This window comes from Citrobacter sp. XT1-2-2, assembly GCF_023516235.1.
In the GTDB taxonomy this organism is placed as follows: Bacteria; Pseudomonadota; Gammaproteobacteria; order Enterobacterales; family Enterobacteriaceae; genus Citrobacter; species Citrobacter werkmanii.
The window spans coordinates 1,994,771-2,008,503 of sequence record NZ_CP097324.1 but is presented as its reverse complement, the minus strand read 5'-3'; the positions used below and the strand labels follow the sequence as shown (position 1 = coordinate 2,008,503).

The window sequence follows — 13,733 nt, the reverse complement described above, 5'->3', positions numbered from 1 at the left end:
TCCTGCATGCGAAGAAAATGGGATTGTGGCATTAAAGGTCTGATGCCGCCAGCCTTTCGGTAGCATTGAGAAATATTGATCCAGACAGTGTTACCTCTTATTACTCATAGTCAAAAATTCTGATCGGTGTAGTATCCACACTTCTTGTTACATACCTTCTGAGTTCAGAGGCAAAACGCATGTCATGGCAACACTTCAAACAGGCCTGGTTAATTAAATTTTGGGCCCCTGCCCCTGCGGTCATCGCAGCGGGTATTCTCTCTACTTACTACTTCGGCATCACCGGAACCTTCTGGGCCGTTACCGGCGAATTCACCCGTTGGGGCGGTCAAATCCTGCAATTATTTGGCGTTCACGCCGAAGAGTGGGGATACTACAAGCTTATCCATCTTGAAGGCTCTCCCCTGACCCGTATCGACGGAATGATGATACTCGGTATGTTCGGCGGCTGTTTTGCTGCCGCTCTCTGGGCCAACAACGTCAAACTCCGCATGCCGCGCAGTCGGATACGCATTATGCAGGCGATAGTCGGCGGGATGATTGCCGGATTCGGCGCCCGTCTGGCAATGGGGTGTAACCTGGCCGCGTTCTTCACCGGTATTCCGCAGTTCTCGCTACACGCCTGGTTTTTTGCGCTGGCAACAGCCATTGGTTCATGGTTTGGCGCACGCTTTACCCTGCTGCCGATGTTCCGTATTCCGGTCAAAATGCAGAAAGTCTCCGCCGCTTCCCCGCTGACGCAAAAACCGGATCAGGCGCGTCGTCGTTTTCGCCTCGGGATGCTGGTGTTTATCGGCATGATCGGCTGGGCGTTACTCACTGCGATGGATAAACCTAAGCTCGGCCTGGCGATGCTGTTCGGCGTCGGGTTCGGTCTGCTGATTGAACGGGCGCAGATCTGCTTCACTTCAGCCTTCCGCGACCTGTGGATTTCCGGTCGCACCCATATGGCAAAAGCGATCATCTTCGGGATGGCGGTCAGCGCCATCGGTATTTTTAGTTATGTGCAGTTAGGCGTCGAGCCGAAGATTATGTGGGCGGGTCCGAACGCAGTGCTTGGCGGCTTGCTGTTCGGCTTCGGTATTGTTTTAGCGGGCGGGTGTGAAACCGGCTGGATGTACCGCGCGGTTGAAGGCCAGGTGCATTACTGGTGGGTTGGTCTGGGCAACGTTATTGGCTCAACCATTCTGGCTTACTACTGGGATGATTTTGCGCCTGCTCTGGCCACCAACTGGGATAAGGTGAATCTGCTCAACACCTTTGGTCCGCTGGGTGGCCTGCTGGTGACCTATCTGCTGTTATTTACCGCGCTGATGCTCATCATCGGCTGGGAAAAGCGTTTCTTCCGCCGTGCCGGGCTGACGCCAGCCAAGGAGTCTGTATGAAAAATATCGTGCCTGATTATCGCCTCGATATGGTCGGCGAACCGTGTCCGTATCCGGCAGTTGCCACGCTGGAGGCGATGCCGCAATTAAAGAAAGGTGAAATTCTGGAAGTGGTGAGCGACTGCCCGCAGTCAATCAATAATATTCCACTGGATGCGCGCAATCACGGCTATACGGTGCTGGATATTCAGCAGGATGGCCCAACTATTCGCTATTTGATTCAAAAGTAAGTGTTTGCCGGATGGCGCTACGCTCATCCGGCCTACATTATCTGCACGTTGTCCCTACACCTGCATCGACATCACTTCCTGATACGCCGATACCAGTTTATTACGAACCTGAATCCCCATCTGCATCGACACCGACGCTTTTTGCATATCGGTCATCACATCATTCAGCGCAATACCCGGTTCACCGAGGGTAAATTTCTCAGCCTGGACACGGGACGCGGTCTGCACATCGCTGATTCTGTCTAACGCCGCATGTAGCTGACCGGCAAAACTCACGGTCGGTTGTGGCTGCATATCCTGCATTTTTGCTGACATCGCCGTGGTTTGTAACTGGCTGATGACCCCTTCAATCCCCTGTATTGCCGACATTCTGATCCCCTGGATGAATTTTCACGTAGCTGAGATTACCAGTTAGTCAATAAGATAAAGGCGTTAAATAACGATAAAAAACCACGGTTTTTAACCCATAGAAAAATTCGAAACCGCAAATAATGAGACCGTCAATTTTTCGAGTTTGCTGACCCGGGAGTGAGTCTTGTTCCACTTTGCAAAAAACGCCGTCCACGATAAGCCACGAGGTGCGAGATGAGTGCGACAGCATCGACTGCAACCCAGCTTAAACCTCTCGAGTGGTTAAACCGCCTGCGCGCGAATCCCAGAATTCCTCTGATTGTGGCAGGAGCCGCTGCCGTCGCTATCGTTGTGGCGATGGTTCTGTGGGCCAAAGCGCCCGACTACCGCACCTTGTTCAGCAATCTTTCCGATCAGGATGGCGGCGCGATTGTCACCCAACTGACGCAGATGAACGTTCCCTATCGTTTTACTGAGGGAAGCGGCGCTATTGAAGTTCCTGCCGATAAAGTCCACGAGCTGCGCTTGCGTCTGGCGCAGCAAGGCCTGCCGAAAGGTGGCGCCGTTGGCTTTGAACTGCTGGATCAGGAAAAGTTTGGTATCAGCCAGTTTAGCGAGCAGGTTAACTACCAGCGCGCGCTGGAAGGTGAGTTAGCCCGTACCATTGAAACCCTGGGCCCGGTAAAACGCGCCCGCGTGCATCTGGCGATGCCTAAACCATCGCTGTTTGTACGTGAGCAAAAAGCGCCTTCGGCCTCCGTCACTGTTAATCTGGAACCGGGGCGTGCGCTGGATGAAGGTCAGATCAGCGCGGTCACGCATTTGGTCTCCAGCGCTGTTGCAGGCTTACCGCCGGGCAACGTAACGCTGGTCGACCAGGCGGGTCATCTGTTAACCCAGTCGAACACCAGCAGCCGCGATCTCAACGATGCGCAACTGAAATACGCCAGCGATGTCGAGGCCCGCGTGCAACGCCGGATCGAATCGATCCTGTCGCCGATTGTCGGCAACGGTAACGTACACGCACAGGTCACCGCACAGCTGGATTTTGCCAACAAAGAGCAAACCGAAGAGCAATACCGTCCAAACGGCGATGAGTCCCAGGCCGTGCTGCGCTCACGCCAGTTAAACGTCAGTGAGCAAATTGGTAGCGGAGCGCCTGGCGGCGTCCCGGGCGCATTGTCTAATCAGCCAGCCCCGGCTAATACCGCGCCAATCGCCAACCCACCGGCTAATCAGCAAAATGCGCAAACCACGCAGACAACGAATAATAGTAACAATGCAGGTCCGCGCAGTACGCAGCGCAATGAAACCAGTAACTATGAAGTCGACCGTACCATTCGCCACACCAAAATGAACGTTGGCGATGTGCAGCGTCTCTCGGTGGCCGTCGTGGTCAACTATAAAACGTTACCGGATGGCAAACCGCTGCCGTTAACTGCCGAACAGATGAAACAGATTGAGGATCTGACCCGCGAGGCGATGGGGTTCTCCGACAAACGTGGCGACACCCTGAACGTGGTGAACTCTCCGTTCACAGCGACCGACGATTCCATGGGTGAGCTTCCGTTCTGGAAACAGCCGTTCTTTATTGATCAGTTAATGTCCGCAGGTCGTTGGTTACTGGTTCTGCTGGTCGCCTGGCTCCTGTGGCGGAAAGCCGTTCGCCCGCAGTTGCTCCGTCGCAGCGAAGAAGCGAAAGCCGCGCAAGAACAAACACGTATCCGTCAGGAAACCGAAGAAGCGGTAGAAGTTCGCCTCAGCAAAGACGAACAGACCCAGCAACGTCGCACGAATCAGCGTCTGGGCGCAGAAGTCATGAGCCAGCGTATTCGTGAAATGTCAGATAACGATCCGCGCGTCGTGGCGCTGGTCATTCGTCAGTGGATGAGTAACGATCATGAGTAATGCCCTTACCGGTACCGATAAAAGCGTCATCCTGCTGATGACCATTGGCGAAGATCGCGCGGCGGAGGTGTTTAAGCACCTTTCCACGCGCGAAGTTCAGGCGCTCAGTACGGCGATGGCCAACGTACGCCAGATCTCCAATAAACAGTTGACGGAAGTGCTGGCGGAGTTTGAACAAGAAGCCGAACAATTTGCCGCGCTCAACATTAACGCCAACGAATATCTGCGCTCGGTGCTGGTGAAAGCGCTGGGTGAAGAACGCGCGTCCAGCCTGCTGGAAGATATTCTGGAAACCCGCGATACCACCAGCGGCATTGAAACGCTCAACTTTATGGAGCCGCAAAGCGCCGCCGACCTTATCCGCGACGAGCATCCACAGATTATCGCCACCATTCTGGTGCACCTCAAACGGGGCCAGGCGGCCGATATTCTGGCGCTGTTCGACGAACGTTTACGTCACGACGTCATGCTGCGTATCGCCACTTTCGGCGGCGTACAGCCTGCCGCGCTGGCGGAATTGACCGAAGTACTGAATGGTCTGCTCGACGGCCAGAACCTCAAGCGCAGCAAAATGGGCGGCGTGAGAACGGCAGCGGAAATCATCAACCTGATGAAAACCCAGCAGGAAGAAGCCGTTATTACCGCCGTGCGCGAATTCGACGGCGAACTGGCGCAGAAAATTATCGACGAGATGTTCCTGTTCGAAAACCTGGTGGACGTCGACGATCGCAGTATCCAGCGCCTGCTGCAGGAAGTGGATTCCGAATCGCTGCTGATTGCCCTGAAAGGCGCCGAACAGCCGCTACGCGAGAAGTTCCTGCGCAATATGTCGCAACGTGCTGCCGATATTCTGCGCGACGACCTTGCCAACCGCGGTCCGGTACGTTTGTCGCAAGTGGAAAACGAACAGAAAGCGATTCTGCTTATTGTGCGTCGTCTGGCGGAAACCGGCGAGATGGTGATCGGCAGCGGCGAGGATACTTATGTCTAACGAACTGCCGTGGAAAGTCTGGACCCCGGACGATCTCGCCCCACCGGTGGCGGAGTTCGTCCTGGCCGACCACAGTGAAACACCGTTGTCAGCAGAGACCGACGAGCCGGAACTCTCAGCAGAGCAACAGCTTGAGCAGCAGCTCGCGCAGTTGCAAATGCAGGCCCACGAGCAAGGTTATAACGCTGGTCTGGCGGAAGGTCGACAAAAGGGCCACGAACAAGGCTATCAGGAAGGACTGAATCAGGGCCTGGAGCAAGGCCAGAACCAGGCACGTGCGCAGCATGCGCCAATCACTGCCCGTATGCAGCAGCTGGTGAGCGAATTTCAGAATACGCTGGACGCTCTGGACAGCGTGATTGCCTCGCGCCTGATGCAAATGGCGCTGGAGGCGGCGCGTCAGGTGATAGGTCAGACGCCTGTCGTAGATAACGCGGCGCTGATTAAACAAATCCAACAGCTCTTGCAGCAGGAACCGCTATTTAGCGGTAAACCGCAGTTGCGCGTACATCCGGACGATCTCCAGCGGGTGGAAGAGATGCTCGGCGCCACCCTCAGTCTGCACGGCTGGCGGCTGCGCGGCGATCCCACGTTGCATCACGGCGGCTGTAAAGTCTCTGCCGACGAAGGCGATCTGGATGCCAGCGTCGCCACGCGCTGGCAAGAGCTCTGCCGTCTGGCCGCGCCAGGAGTCGTGTAATGACCACTCGTCTGACTCGCTGGCTCAATACGCTGGACAACTTCGAAGAGAAAATGTCGCTGCTGCCTGCGGTGCGTCGTTACGGGCGTCTGACCCGCGCCACCGGGCTGGTGCTGGAAGCCACCGGATTACAGCTGCCGCTGGGCGCCACCTGCGTCATTGAACGGCAGGATGGCAACGAAACCCAGGAAGTTGAAAGTGAAGTCGTGGGCTTTAACGGTCAGCGACTGTTTCTGATGCCGCTCGAAGAGGTCGAAGGCGTTCTGCCCGGCGCGCGCGTGTACGCGAAGAATATTGCCGGAGAAGGTCTGCAAAGCGGGAAACAATTACCGCTGGGTCCTGCTCTGCTGGGCCGGGTGCTCGACGGCAGCGGCAAACCGCTCGACGGTCTGCCCGCGCCGGACACCACCGAAACCGGGGCGCTGATCACGCCGCCGTTTAACCCGCTGCAGCGCACACCTATTGAACATGTGCTGGATACCGGCGTGCGCCCCATTAACGCGTTGTTAACCGTCGGGCGCGGTCAGCGTATGGGACTTTTCGCAGGTTCGGGCGTCGGTAAAAGCGTCCTGCTTGGCATGATGGCGCGTTATACCCAGGCCGATGTCATCGTCGTCGGGCTGATTGGCGAACGTGGCCGCGAAGTTAAAGATTTTATTGAAAATATTCTCGGCGCTGACGGTCGCGCACGCTCGGTGGTGATTGCCGCTCCAGCGGACGTTTCGCCGCTGTTGCGTATGCAGGGCGCGGCCTACGCCACGCGCATCGCCGAAGATTTCCGCGATCGTGGACAGCACGTATTGCTGATTATGGATTCCCTCACCCGCTATGCGATGGCGCAACGTGAGATCGCGCTGGCGATCGGCGAGCCGCCAGCAACCAAAGGTTATCCGCCGTCAGTATTCGCCAAATTACCGGCGCTGGTGGAACGTGCCGGGAACGGTATTCACGGCGGCGGGTCAGTTACCGCGTTTTACACCGTCCTGACCGAGGGTGACGATCAGCAGGACCCGATTGCCGATTCAGCACGCGCGATTCTGGACGGTCACATTGTGCTGTCCCGCCATCTGGCCGAGGCAGGTCATTACCCGGCCATCGATATAGAAGCCTCGATCAGCCGCGCCATGACCGCGCTCATTAGTGAACAGCACTATGCGCGGGTGCGTAATTTTAAACAGTTGCTATCCAGCTTCCAGCGTAACCGCGACCTGGTCAGCGTCGGGGCATATGCCAAAGGCAGCGATCCGATGTTGGATAAAGCCATCGCCTTATGGCCACAACTGGAAGCATTTTTACAGCAAGGCATCTTTGAACGGGCTGACTGGGAAGATTCCCTGCACGCTTTAGAACTGATTTTCCCTGGTGTGTGATTGAGCAGGAGAGCATAGGTCATGGCACAACATGGTGCATTAGCAACGCTGAAAGACCTGGCTGAAAAAGAGGTAGATGACGCTGCTGTCTTATTGGGAGAGATGCGTCGTGGCTGTCAGCAGGCGGAAGAACAGTTGAAAATGCTGATCGATTATCAGCATGAGTACCGTAACAATCTGAATAACGATATGGGTCAGGGTATTACCAGTAATCGCTGGATTAACTATCAGCAGTTTATTCAGACCCTGGAAAAAGCGATTGAGCAACATCGCCAGCAGCTCAATCAATGGACACAGAAAGTGGACCAGGCGCTGAACAGTTGGCGCGATAAAAAACAACGGTTGCAGGCGTGGCAGACTCTGCAGGACAGACAAACCTCGGCGGCGTTACTGGCCGAAAACCGTCTGGATCAGAAAAAAATGGATGAATTTGCTCAGCGTGCAGCTATGAGGAAACCCGAATGATTACTTTACCCCAACTGATTACCACCGACACCGACGTAGCCGCAGGTCTTCAGTCAGGCAAAGCGGTAGATTCACCCGAGGATTTTTTAGCGCTGCTGGCTGGCGCATTAGGTGCGGGCGACGCGCAGGGTAAAGGCGCGCCATTGACGCTTGCCGACTTGCAGGCGGCGGGCAGTAAACTGCAAAATGGGTTGCTGCAAAAAAATGGCGATGTCACCCAGGCGGTCAAGTTAACCGATCTGCTGGCGCAAAAAGAGATGCAAACCGATGCTTCTCTTGCCGACATGACAGATGCTCAGCAACTGTTGTCAGCGCTGACGCCGTCGCTGAAAGTGAATGCCCTGACGACACTGGGCAAAACGGTTCAGCAGGATGAAAAAAACACCACGCTCAGCGATGACGATCTCGCCAACCTGAGCGCGCTGTTCGCCATGCTACCGGGACAACCGTTGGCGACACCTGCCGTCGACAACACCCCTGCCCCCGTTGATGCCTCGCTTTCGGCGTTGTCACGAGGCACGGCACATGGCGCTATCACCGATAACGCGGTCGAACTGCTGCCCGGTGACGCCAAAAAAAGCAAAACGGACATTGCCTCTCCTGGCAGCAGCCTGGATCAGACAAACAATCCGACGCTAACCCCACTGACGGTAGCGGCGGCGACCAGAGCGGAAATTGATAGCGCCCCTTCGCCGACCAGCATTGGCGTGACGGCGGCTCCGTTAAGTGGCCCACAGACACATGCTCAGCCGTTACCTACCGCCGCGCCGGTGCTAAGCGCTCCGTTGGGTAGTCAGGAATGGCAGCAATCACTGAGTCAGCACGTCACACTATTCACGCGTCAGGGCCAGCAGAGCGCAGAGCTGCGCCTGCATCCGCAGGATCTGGGTCAGGTGCACATTTCCATTAAGCTGGATGACAACCTCGCACAGTTGCAAATGGTATCACCACACAGTCACGTGCGCGCCGCGCTGGAAGCCGCGTTACCGATGCTGCGTACGCAGTTGGCTGACAGTGGGATCCAGTTGGGACAAAGCAACATTAGCAGTGAGAGCTTTGCCGGACAGCAGCAGTCTTCCGGACAGCAACAACAGGCTGGTCGCGCTCAGGGACAAGATATTTTTGCCGCTGAAGATGACGCCATCCTGGCAACGCCAGCCTCGCTGCAAGCCGCTGCCCGCGGTGATGGAGCAGTAGACATCTTCGCCTAACGCCAGAGGTAGCATGATTATCCGCGTCTTTTCCACGCTTTGTCGTGGACAGGACACGGGATAATCAGCCCATAAGCTGTACCGAAACAGGAAGCCCGTATCTGATGACTGACTCCGCGATTAACAAAAAAAGTAAACGCGCTATTTGGATCCCTCTGCTGGTATTAATTACCCTCGCCGCCTGCGCAACTGCGGGGTATAGCTACTGGCGCATGCAGCAGCAGCCGTCCGCCAGCGTCAAAGCGGAACCGGCTCCACCGCCTGCGCCGGTGTTCTTTGCGCTGGATACCTTTACCGTCAATCTGGGTGATGCGGACCGTGTGCTGTATATCGGTATCACGTTGCGCATGAAAGACGAAGCGACACGTGCGCGTCTGAATGAATATTTGCCGGAAGTACGCAGCCGCTTGCTGCTGCTGTTTTCTCGTCAAAATGCGGCTACGCTCGCCACCGAGGAAGGTAAACAACAGCTGATTACCGCCATCAAAGAGACGCTCGCGACTCCGCTCGTTGTCGGGCAGCCAAAACAGGTTGTCACCGACGTTCTTTATACAGCTTTTATTCTGCGGTAAAGACATGGGCGACAGTATTCTTTCTCAGGCTGAAATCGACGCATTGCTGAATGGCGATAGCGAAACCAAAGACGAACCCATTACCGGTATCGCAAAAGAGAGCGATATTCGACCTTATGATCCCAACACCCAACGCCGCGTGGTGCGTGAGCGTTTACAGGCGCTGGAGATCATTAACGAACGCTTCGCGCGCCAGTTCCGTATGGGATTATTTAACCTGTTGCGCCGTAGCCCGGATATTACCGTGGGGGCGATTCGTATCCAGCCGTATCACGAATTTGCGCGTAACTTACCGGTGCCGACCAACCTGAACTTAATCCACCTCAAGCCGCTGCGCGGTACGGGCCTGGTGGTGTTCTCACCAAGTCTGGTATTTATCGCCGTTGATAACCTGTTCGGCGGCGATGGACGCTTTCCGACGAAAGTAGAAGGTCGCGAATTTACGCATACTGAACAGCGCGTTATCAACCGCATGCTGAAGCTGGCGCTGGAAAGCTACAGCGACGCGTGGAAGGCCATCAATCCGCTGGAAGTGGAATACGTTCGTTCCGAGATGCAGGTGAAATTTACCAACATCACCACCTCGCCTAACGACATCGTGGTGAACACCCCGTTCCACGTTGAAATTGGCAATCTGACCGGTGAATTTAACATCTGTCTGCCATTCAGCATGATTGAACCATTGCGCGAGCTGCTGGTGAATCCACCGCTGGAAAACTCACGTAATGAAGATCAGAACTGGCGCAATAATCTGGTGCGTCAGGTTCAGCATTCTGAGCTGGAGCTGGTGGCAAACTTTGCCGACATTCCGCTGCGGCTGTCCCAGATTTTAAAGCTGAAACCCGGCGATGTACTGCCGATTGAAAAACCCGACCGCATTATTGCTCATGTGGACGGCGTGCCTGTACTGACCAGCCAGTATGGCACCGTGAACGGTCAGTATGCGTTACGCGTAGAACATCTGATAAACCCGATTTTGAATTCGCTGAATGAGGAACAGCCCAAATGAGTGATATGAATAATCCGTCCGATGAGAACACTGGCGCATTGGACGATCTGTGGGCTGACGCGTTAAACGAGCAAAAAACCACGACCACCAAAAGCGCGGCCGATGCGGTATTCCAGCAGTTAGGCGGCGGCGACGTTAGCGGCGCTTTGCAGGACATCGACCTGATCATGGACATTCCGGTCAAACTGACCGTTGAACTGGGCCGTACGCGCATGACCATCAAAGAGCTGCTGCGTCTGACGCAAGGTTCCGTTGTCGCGCTGGATGGTCTGGCGGGCGAACCGCTGGATATCCTGATCAACGGTTATCTGATCGCCCAAGGTGAAGTGGTAGTGGTCGCGGATAAATACGGTGTACGTATCACCGACATTATTACCCCATCAGAACGCATGCGCCGTCTGAGCCGTTAATCATGAACACCCAGGCGACAGTTTCTCAGCCAGCCGCCGTCCCCGGCTCACCGCTGGTGCAGGTAAGCGGGGCGCTGCTGGGGATCATTGTGTTGATCCTGGCGGCAGCCTGGGTCATTAAACGCCTGGGCTTTGCCCCCAAAAGCACCGGTACGCGAGGGCTGAAGGTTGCGGCAAGCACCTCACTGGGCCCACGTGAGCGCGTGGTGATTGTTGAGGTTGAAGATGCGCGCCTGGTGCTGGGCGTCACGGCCTCGCAAATTAACCTATTGCACACCCTGCCCCCGGCACCTGCCGATGCAGAAGAAAAACCGGCCTCCCCTGCGGATTTCCAGGCCATGATGAAGAGTTTGCTCAAGCGTCCCGGGAGATCCTGATGCGCCGTTTGTTTTCCATCACGCTGGCAGGCTTATGGCTTTTCAGTCCAGTCGCCCTCGCCCAGCTCCCGGGCCTGGTGAGTCAACCGCTGCCAGGCGGCGGACAAAGCTGGTCATTGCCTGTACAGACGCTGGTGTTTATCACCTCGCTGACCTTCCTGCCTGCCATTTTATTGATGATGACCAGCTTCACCCGCATCATCATCGTTTTCGGTTTGTTGCGAAATGCATTGGGAACGCCGTCTGCGCCCCCTAATCAGGTACTGCTGGGGCTGGCGCTATTTTTAACCTTTTTCATCATGTCGCCAGTGATCGATAAAATCTACGTTGACGCCTATCAGCCGTTCAGCGAAGAGAAGATCTCCATGCAGGAAGCCATGGAGAAAGGCGCCCAACCGTTACGCGAGTTTATGCTGCGCCAAACCCGTGAAGCCGATCTGGCGCTGTTCGCCCGTCTGGCAAACAGCGGTCCCTTACAGGGACCAGAAGCCGTACCGATGCGAATTTTGCTTCCGGCTTATGTCACCAGTGAGCTGAAAACCGCATTCCAGATAGGGTTTACCATTTTTATCCCCTTTCTGATTATCGATCTGGTCATCGCCAGCGTGCTGATGGCGCTCGGGATGATGATGGTGCCGCCCGCCACGATCGCGTTACCGTTTAAGCTGATGCTGTTTGTGTTGGTGGACGGTTGGCAATTGCTTGTCGGCTCGCTGGCACAAAGCTTTTACAGTTAGAGGCGCGAAATGACACCTGAATCGGTCATGATGATGGGGACAGAAGCGATGAAAGTCGCTCTGGCCCTTGCCGCGCCTTTGCTGTTGGTGGCCCTCGTCACAGGCCTTATCATCAGTATTCTGCAGGCGGCGACCCAGATTAACGAAATGACGCTGTCCTTCATTCCCAAAATTGTCGCGGTGTTTATTGCCATCATTGTTGCCGGCCCATGGATGCTTAATCTGTTGCTCGACTACGTGCGTACGCTGTTCAGCAATTTACCGTATATCATCGGGTAGACAACGTTATGTTGCAGGTGAGCAGCGTTGAGTGGATGCAGTGGCTGAATCTTTACTTCTGGCCGTTGCTGCGCATACTAGCGCTCATCTCCACGGCTCCCATTCTCAGCGAACGCGCCATCCCCAAGCGGGTAAAGCTGGGGCTGGGATTGATGATAACCATTGTTATCGCCCCATCTATTCCCCCAGCAGACGTCCCCATCTTTTCCATCGGCGCGTTGTGGCAGGCCATGCAACAAATCCTGATCGGTATCGCCTTAGGCTTCACCATGCAGTTTGCGTTTGCCGCCGTGCGTACCGCCGGGGAACTGATTGGCCTGCAAATGGGGCTTTCCTTTGCGACATTCTTTGACCCCGGTAGCCGCCTGAATATGCCGGTCCTGGCACGACTGATCGACATGCTCGCCATGCTGTTATTCCTCACCTTTAATGGCCATCTGTGGCTGATTTCGCTGTTGGTGGATACGTTTCATACCTTGCCCATTGGCGGCAATCCGGTTAACAGCAATGCATTTCTCGCGCTGGCGCGGGCGGGTAGCCTGATTTTCCTCAACGGGCTGATGCTGGCCCTACCGGTTATGACGCTGCTGCTGACGCTGAACCTTGCGCTTGGCTTGTTAAATCGCATGGCGCCACAGCTGTCGATTTTTGTCATTGGTTTTCCTCTCACCCTGACCGTGGGTATTTCATTAATGGCGGCGCTGATGCCATTAATTGCGCCATTCTGCGAGCGCTTGTTCAGCGAAATTTTTAATTTGTTGGCCGATATCGTCAGCGAAATGCCCGGAAAATAATAACCCTTAATTTTTATCCTGTTTTACTAAGGATTGTCCTAAATTTAAAAACCGACAACATCCACCAGGATATCGCTGTCGCGGTTTATTTGTTTTTGCCTCACTCACATAACGCAACATTTACTTTACTTTAAGATGTTTCCTGGCAAATTATACGCAACTTTACGGGATAGTAAATTCGCCTGAAAACAGCGAAAGCGTCATCTTGGGTCGTTATTATTCCGTTTAGTTGTGATGCAATAATCAGGTAAGGGGAATTATCGTTACGCATTGAGTGAGGGTATGCCATGTCAACGATTATTATGGATTTATGCAGTTACACCCGGCTAGGGTTGACCGGATATCTGGTCAGTCGGGGGGTGAAAAAAAGGGAAATCAACAATATCTCCAGCGTTGGTGAACTCAGTCTCGCCTGTGTTTCTCTGCAACCCGCTGTGGTGTTTATTAATGAGGACTGTTTTATCCACGATCCTGCTGACAGTCAGCAAATCAAGCAAATCATTAATCAGCATCCCAGTACATTATTTATTGTATTTATGGCAATTGCTAATGTGCATTTTGATGAGTATCTTTTAGTCAGAAAAAATTTATTGATCAGTTCTAAATCAATTAAGCCTGATTCACTGGATGAACTTCTTGGCGATATTCTGAAAAAGGAAGTCAATATTGCTATCGATGTTAATCTGCCGACATTGTCATTAAGCCGTACCGAATCCAGCATGCTACGCATGTGGATGGAGGGACAGGGAACAATACAGATATCAGATCAAATGAATATCAAGGCCAAGACCGTCTCATCCCATAAGGGAAATATAAAACGAAAGATTAAGACGCATAATAAGCAAGTTATCTATCATGTGGTTCGACTCACGGATAACGTCACCAATGGTATCTTTGTGAATATGCGCTAAAACGTTCTGACTGGTGGCGGAACCACCAGTCAG

Annotated in this window: 17 protein-coding genes; 16 read left to right on the top strand and 1 reads right to left on the bottom strand. The window is 54.4% G+C overall.

The window, feature by feature from the left end:
• Positions 1–158: 158 nt before the first annotated feature.
• Positions 159–1,385, top strand: a complete 1,227-nt coding sequence (gene yedE / locus M4I31_RS09465) for a selenium metabolism membrane protein YedE/FdhT (RefSeq protein WP_371414781.1) — start codon at positions 159–161, stop codon at positions 1,383–1,385.
• Positions 1,382–1,615, top strand: coding sequence for a sulfurtransferase-like selenium metabolism protein YedF (yedF, locus tag M4I31_RS09460; RefSeq protein ID WP_000790504.1), 234 nt, complete (start codon positions 1,382–1,384; stop codon positions 1,613–1,615). Before yedE ends, yedF begins: the two co-directional genes overlap by 4 nt.
• 54 nt (positions 1,616–1,669) lie before the next feature.
• Here yedF and fliE read toward each other — a convergent pair whose 3' ends face one another.
• The gene (fliE, locus tag M4I31_RS09455) at positions 1,670–1,984 is read right to left on the bottom strand and encodes a flagellar hook-basal body complex protein FliE (RefSeq protein ID WP_016153486.1); all 315 of its coding nucleotides are present in this window, start codon (positions 1,982–1,984) and stop codon (positions 1,670–1,672) included.
• Between the two features lie 216 nt (positions 1,985–2,200).
• Here fliE and fliF point away from each other — a divergent pair, with 216 nt between their 5' ends.
• From fliF to rcsA, 14 genes are all read left to right on the top strand, one after another.
• Positions 2,201–3,874 (top strand): flagellar basal-body MS-ring/collar protein FliF, encoded by a 1,674-nt coding sequence (gene fliF / locus M4I31_RS09450; protein ID WP_038641569.1) that lies wholly within the window; start codon positions 2,201–2,203, stop codon positions 3,872–3,874.
• Positions 3,867–4,865 (top strand): flagellar motor switch protein FliG, encoded by a 999-nt coding sequence (fliG, locus tag M4I31_RS09445; RefSeq protein ID WP_003030443.1) that lies wholly within the window; start codon positions 3,867–3,869, stop codon positions 4,863–4,865. Before fliF ends, fliG begins: the two co-directional genes overlap by 8 nt.
• Entirely contained in the window at positions 4,858–5,565 is a 708-nt protein-coding gene (gene fliH, locus M4I31_RS09440; RefSeq protein ID WP_085048006.1) for a flagellar assembly protein FliH, read from the top strand. The genes fliG and fliH overlap by 8 nt, the downstream gene beginning before the upstream one ends.
• Positions 5,565–6,935 (top strand): flagellar protein export ATPase FliI, encoded by a 1,371-nt coding sequence (fliI, locus tag M4I31_RS09435; RefSeq protein ID WP_085048005.1) that lies wholly within the window; start codon positions 5,565–5,567, stop codon positions 6,933–6,935. Before fliH ends, fliI begins: the two co-directional genes overlap by 1 nt.
• 21 nt (positions 6,936–6,956) lie before the next feature.
• Entirely contained in the window at positions 6,957–7,400 is a 444-nt protein-coding gene (gene fliJ, locus M4I31_RS09430) for a flagellar export protein FliJ (protein ID WP_003030438.1), read from the top strand.
• Positions 7,397–8,611 (top strand): flagellar hook length control protein FliK, encoded by a 1,215-nt coding sequence (gene fliK / locus M4I31_RS09425; RefSeq protein ID WP_085048004.1) that lies wholly within the window; start codon positions 7,397–7,399, stop codon positions 8,609–8,611. Before fliJ ends, fliK begins: the two co-directional genes overlap by 4 nt.
• A gap of 104 nt (positions 8,612–8,715) precedes the next feature.
• Positions 8,716–9,183, top strand: a complete 468-nt coding sequence (gene fliL, locus M4I31_RS09420) for a flagellar basal body-associated protein FliL (RefSeq protein WP_038641578.1) — start codon at positions 8,716–8,718, stop codon at positions 9,181–9,183.
• A 4-nt stretch (positions 9,184–9,187) separates the two neighbouring features.
• Positions 9,188–10,192 carry a flagellar motor switch protein FliM gene (gene fliM, locus M4I31_RS09415; RefSeq protein WP_038641580.1) on the top strand — a complete coding sequence of 335 codons (1,005 nt, stop codon included), beginning with the start codon at positions 9,188–9,190 and terminating at the stop codon, positions 10,190–10,192.
• The gene (fliN, locus tag M4I31_RS09410; protein WP_005127761.1) at positions 10,189–10,602 is read left to right on the top strand and encodes a flagellar motor switch protein FliN; all 414 of its coding nucleotides are present in this window, start codon (positions 10,189–10,191) and stop codon (positions 10,600–10,602) included. Before fliM ends, fliN begins: the two co-directional genes overlap by 4 nt.
• A complete protein-coding gene (gene fliO, locus M4I31_RS09405; RefSeq protein ID WP_139815555.1) occupies positions 10,602–10,979 on the top strand; it encodes a flagellar biosynthetic protein FliO in 378 nt (125 codons plus the stop codon). The genes fliN and fliO overlap by 1 nt, the downstream gene beginning before the upstream one ends.
• Complete coding sequence (gene fliP, locus M4I31_RS09400) at positions 10,979–11,716, top strand: flagellar type III secretion system pore protein FliP (protein ID WP_038641584.1); 738 nt, start codon at positions 10,979–10,981, stop codon at positions 11,714–11,716. The genes fliO and fliP overlap by 1 nt, the downstream gene beginning before the upstream one ends.
• Before the next feature lie 9 nt (positions 11,717–11,725).
• The gene (fliQ, locus tag M4I31_RS09395) at positions 11,726–11,995 is read left to right on the top strand and encodes a flagellar biosynthesis protein FliQ (protein ID WP_032939600.1); all 270 of its coding nucleotides are present in this window, start codon (positions 11,726–11,728) and stop codon (positions 11,993–11,995) included.
• Positions 11,996–12,003: 8 nt separating this feature from the next.
• On the top strand, positions 12,004–12,789 hold the full coding sequence (gene fliR / locus M4I31_RS09390; protein ID WP_038641586.1) for a flagellar biosynthetic protein FliR: 786 nt from the start codon (positions 12,004–12,006) through the stop codon (positions 12,787–12,789).
• Between the two features lie 287 nt (positions 12,790–13,076).
• A complete protein-coding gene (rcsA, locus tag M4I31_RS09385) occupies positions 13,077–13,700 on the top strand; it encodes a transcriptional regulator RcsA (RefSeq protein ID WP_038641587.1) in 624 nt (207 codons plus the stop codon).
• Positions 13,701–13,733: the final 33 nt, after the last annotated feature.

Coding starts and splice junctions, on each gene's coding strand:
- fliK (WP_085048004.1), top strand. CDS start 7,397: ATGATTACTTTACCCCAACTGATTACCACCGACACCGACGTAGCCGCA.
- fliR (WP_038641586.1), top strand. CDS start 12,004: ATGTTGCAGGTGAGCAGCGTTGAGTGGATGCAGTGGCTGAATCTTTAC.
- fliI (WP_085048005.1), top strand. CDS start 5,565: ATGACCACTCGTCTGACTCGCTGGCTCAATACGCTGGACAACTTCGAA.
- fliM (WP_038641580.1), top strand. CDS start 9,188: ATGGGCGACAGTATTCTTTCTCAGGCTGAAATCGACGCATTGCTGAAT.
- fliG (WP_003030443.1), top strand. CDS start 3,867: ATGAGTAATGCCCTTACCGGTACCGATAAAAGCGTCATCCTGCTGATG.
- fliQ (WP_032939600.1), top strand. CDS start 11,726: ATGACACCTGAATCGGTCATGATGATGGGGACAGAAGCGATGAAAGTC.
- fliF (WP_038641569.1), top strand. CDS start 2,201: ATGAGTGCGACAGCATCGACTGCAACCCAGCTTAAACCTCTCGAGTGG.
- fliH (WP_085048006.1), top strand. CDS start 4,858: ATGTCTAACGAACTGCCGTGGAAAGTCTGGACCCCGGACGATCTCGCC.
- fliJ (WP_003030438.1), top strand. CDS start 6,957: ATGGCACAACATGGTGCATTAGCAACGCTGAAAGACCTGGCTGAAAAA.
- yedF (WP_000790504.1), top strand. CDS start 1,382: ATGAAAAATATCGTGCCTGATTATCGCCTCGATATGGTCGGCGAACCG.
- fliE (WP_016153486.1), bottom strand. CDS start 1,984: ATGTCGGCAATACAGGGGATTGAAGGGGTCATCAGCCAGTTACAAACC.
- fliP (WP_038641584.1), top strand. CDS start 10,979: ATGCGCCGTTTGTTTTCCATCACGCTGGCAGGCTTATGGCTTTTCAGT.
- rcsA (WP_038641587.1), top strand. CDS start 13,077: ATGTCAACGATTATTATGGATTTATGCAGTTACACCCGGCTAGGGTTG.
- fliL (WP_038641578.1), top strand. CDS start 8,716: ATGACTGACTCCGCGATTAACAAAAAAAGTAAACGCGCTATTTGGATC.
- fliN (WP_005127761.1), top strand. CDS start 10,189: ATGAGTGATATGAATAATCCGTCCGATGAGAACACTGGCGCATTGGAC.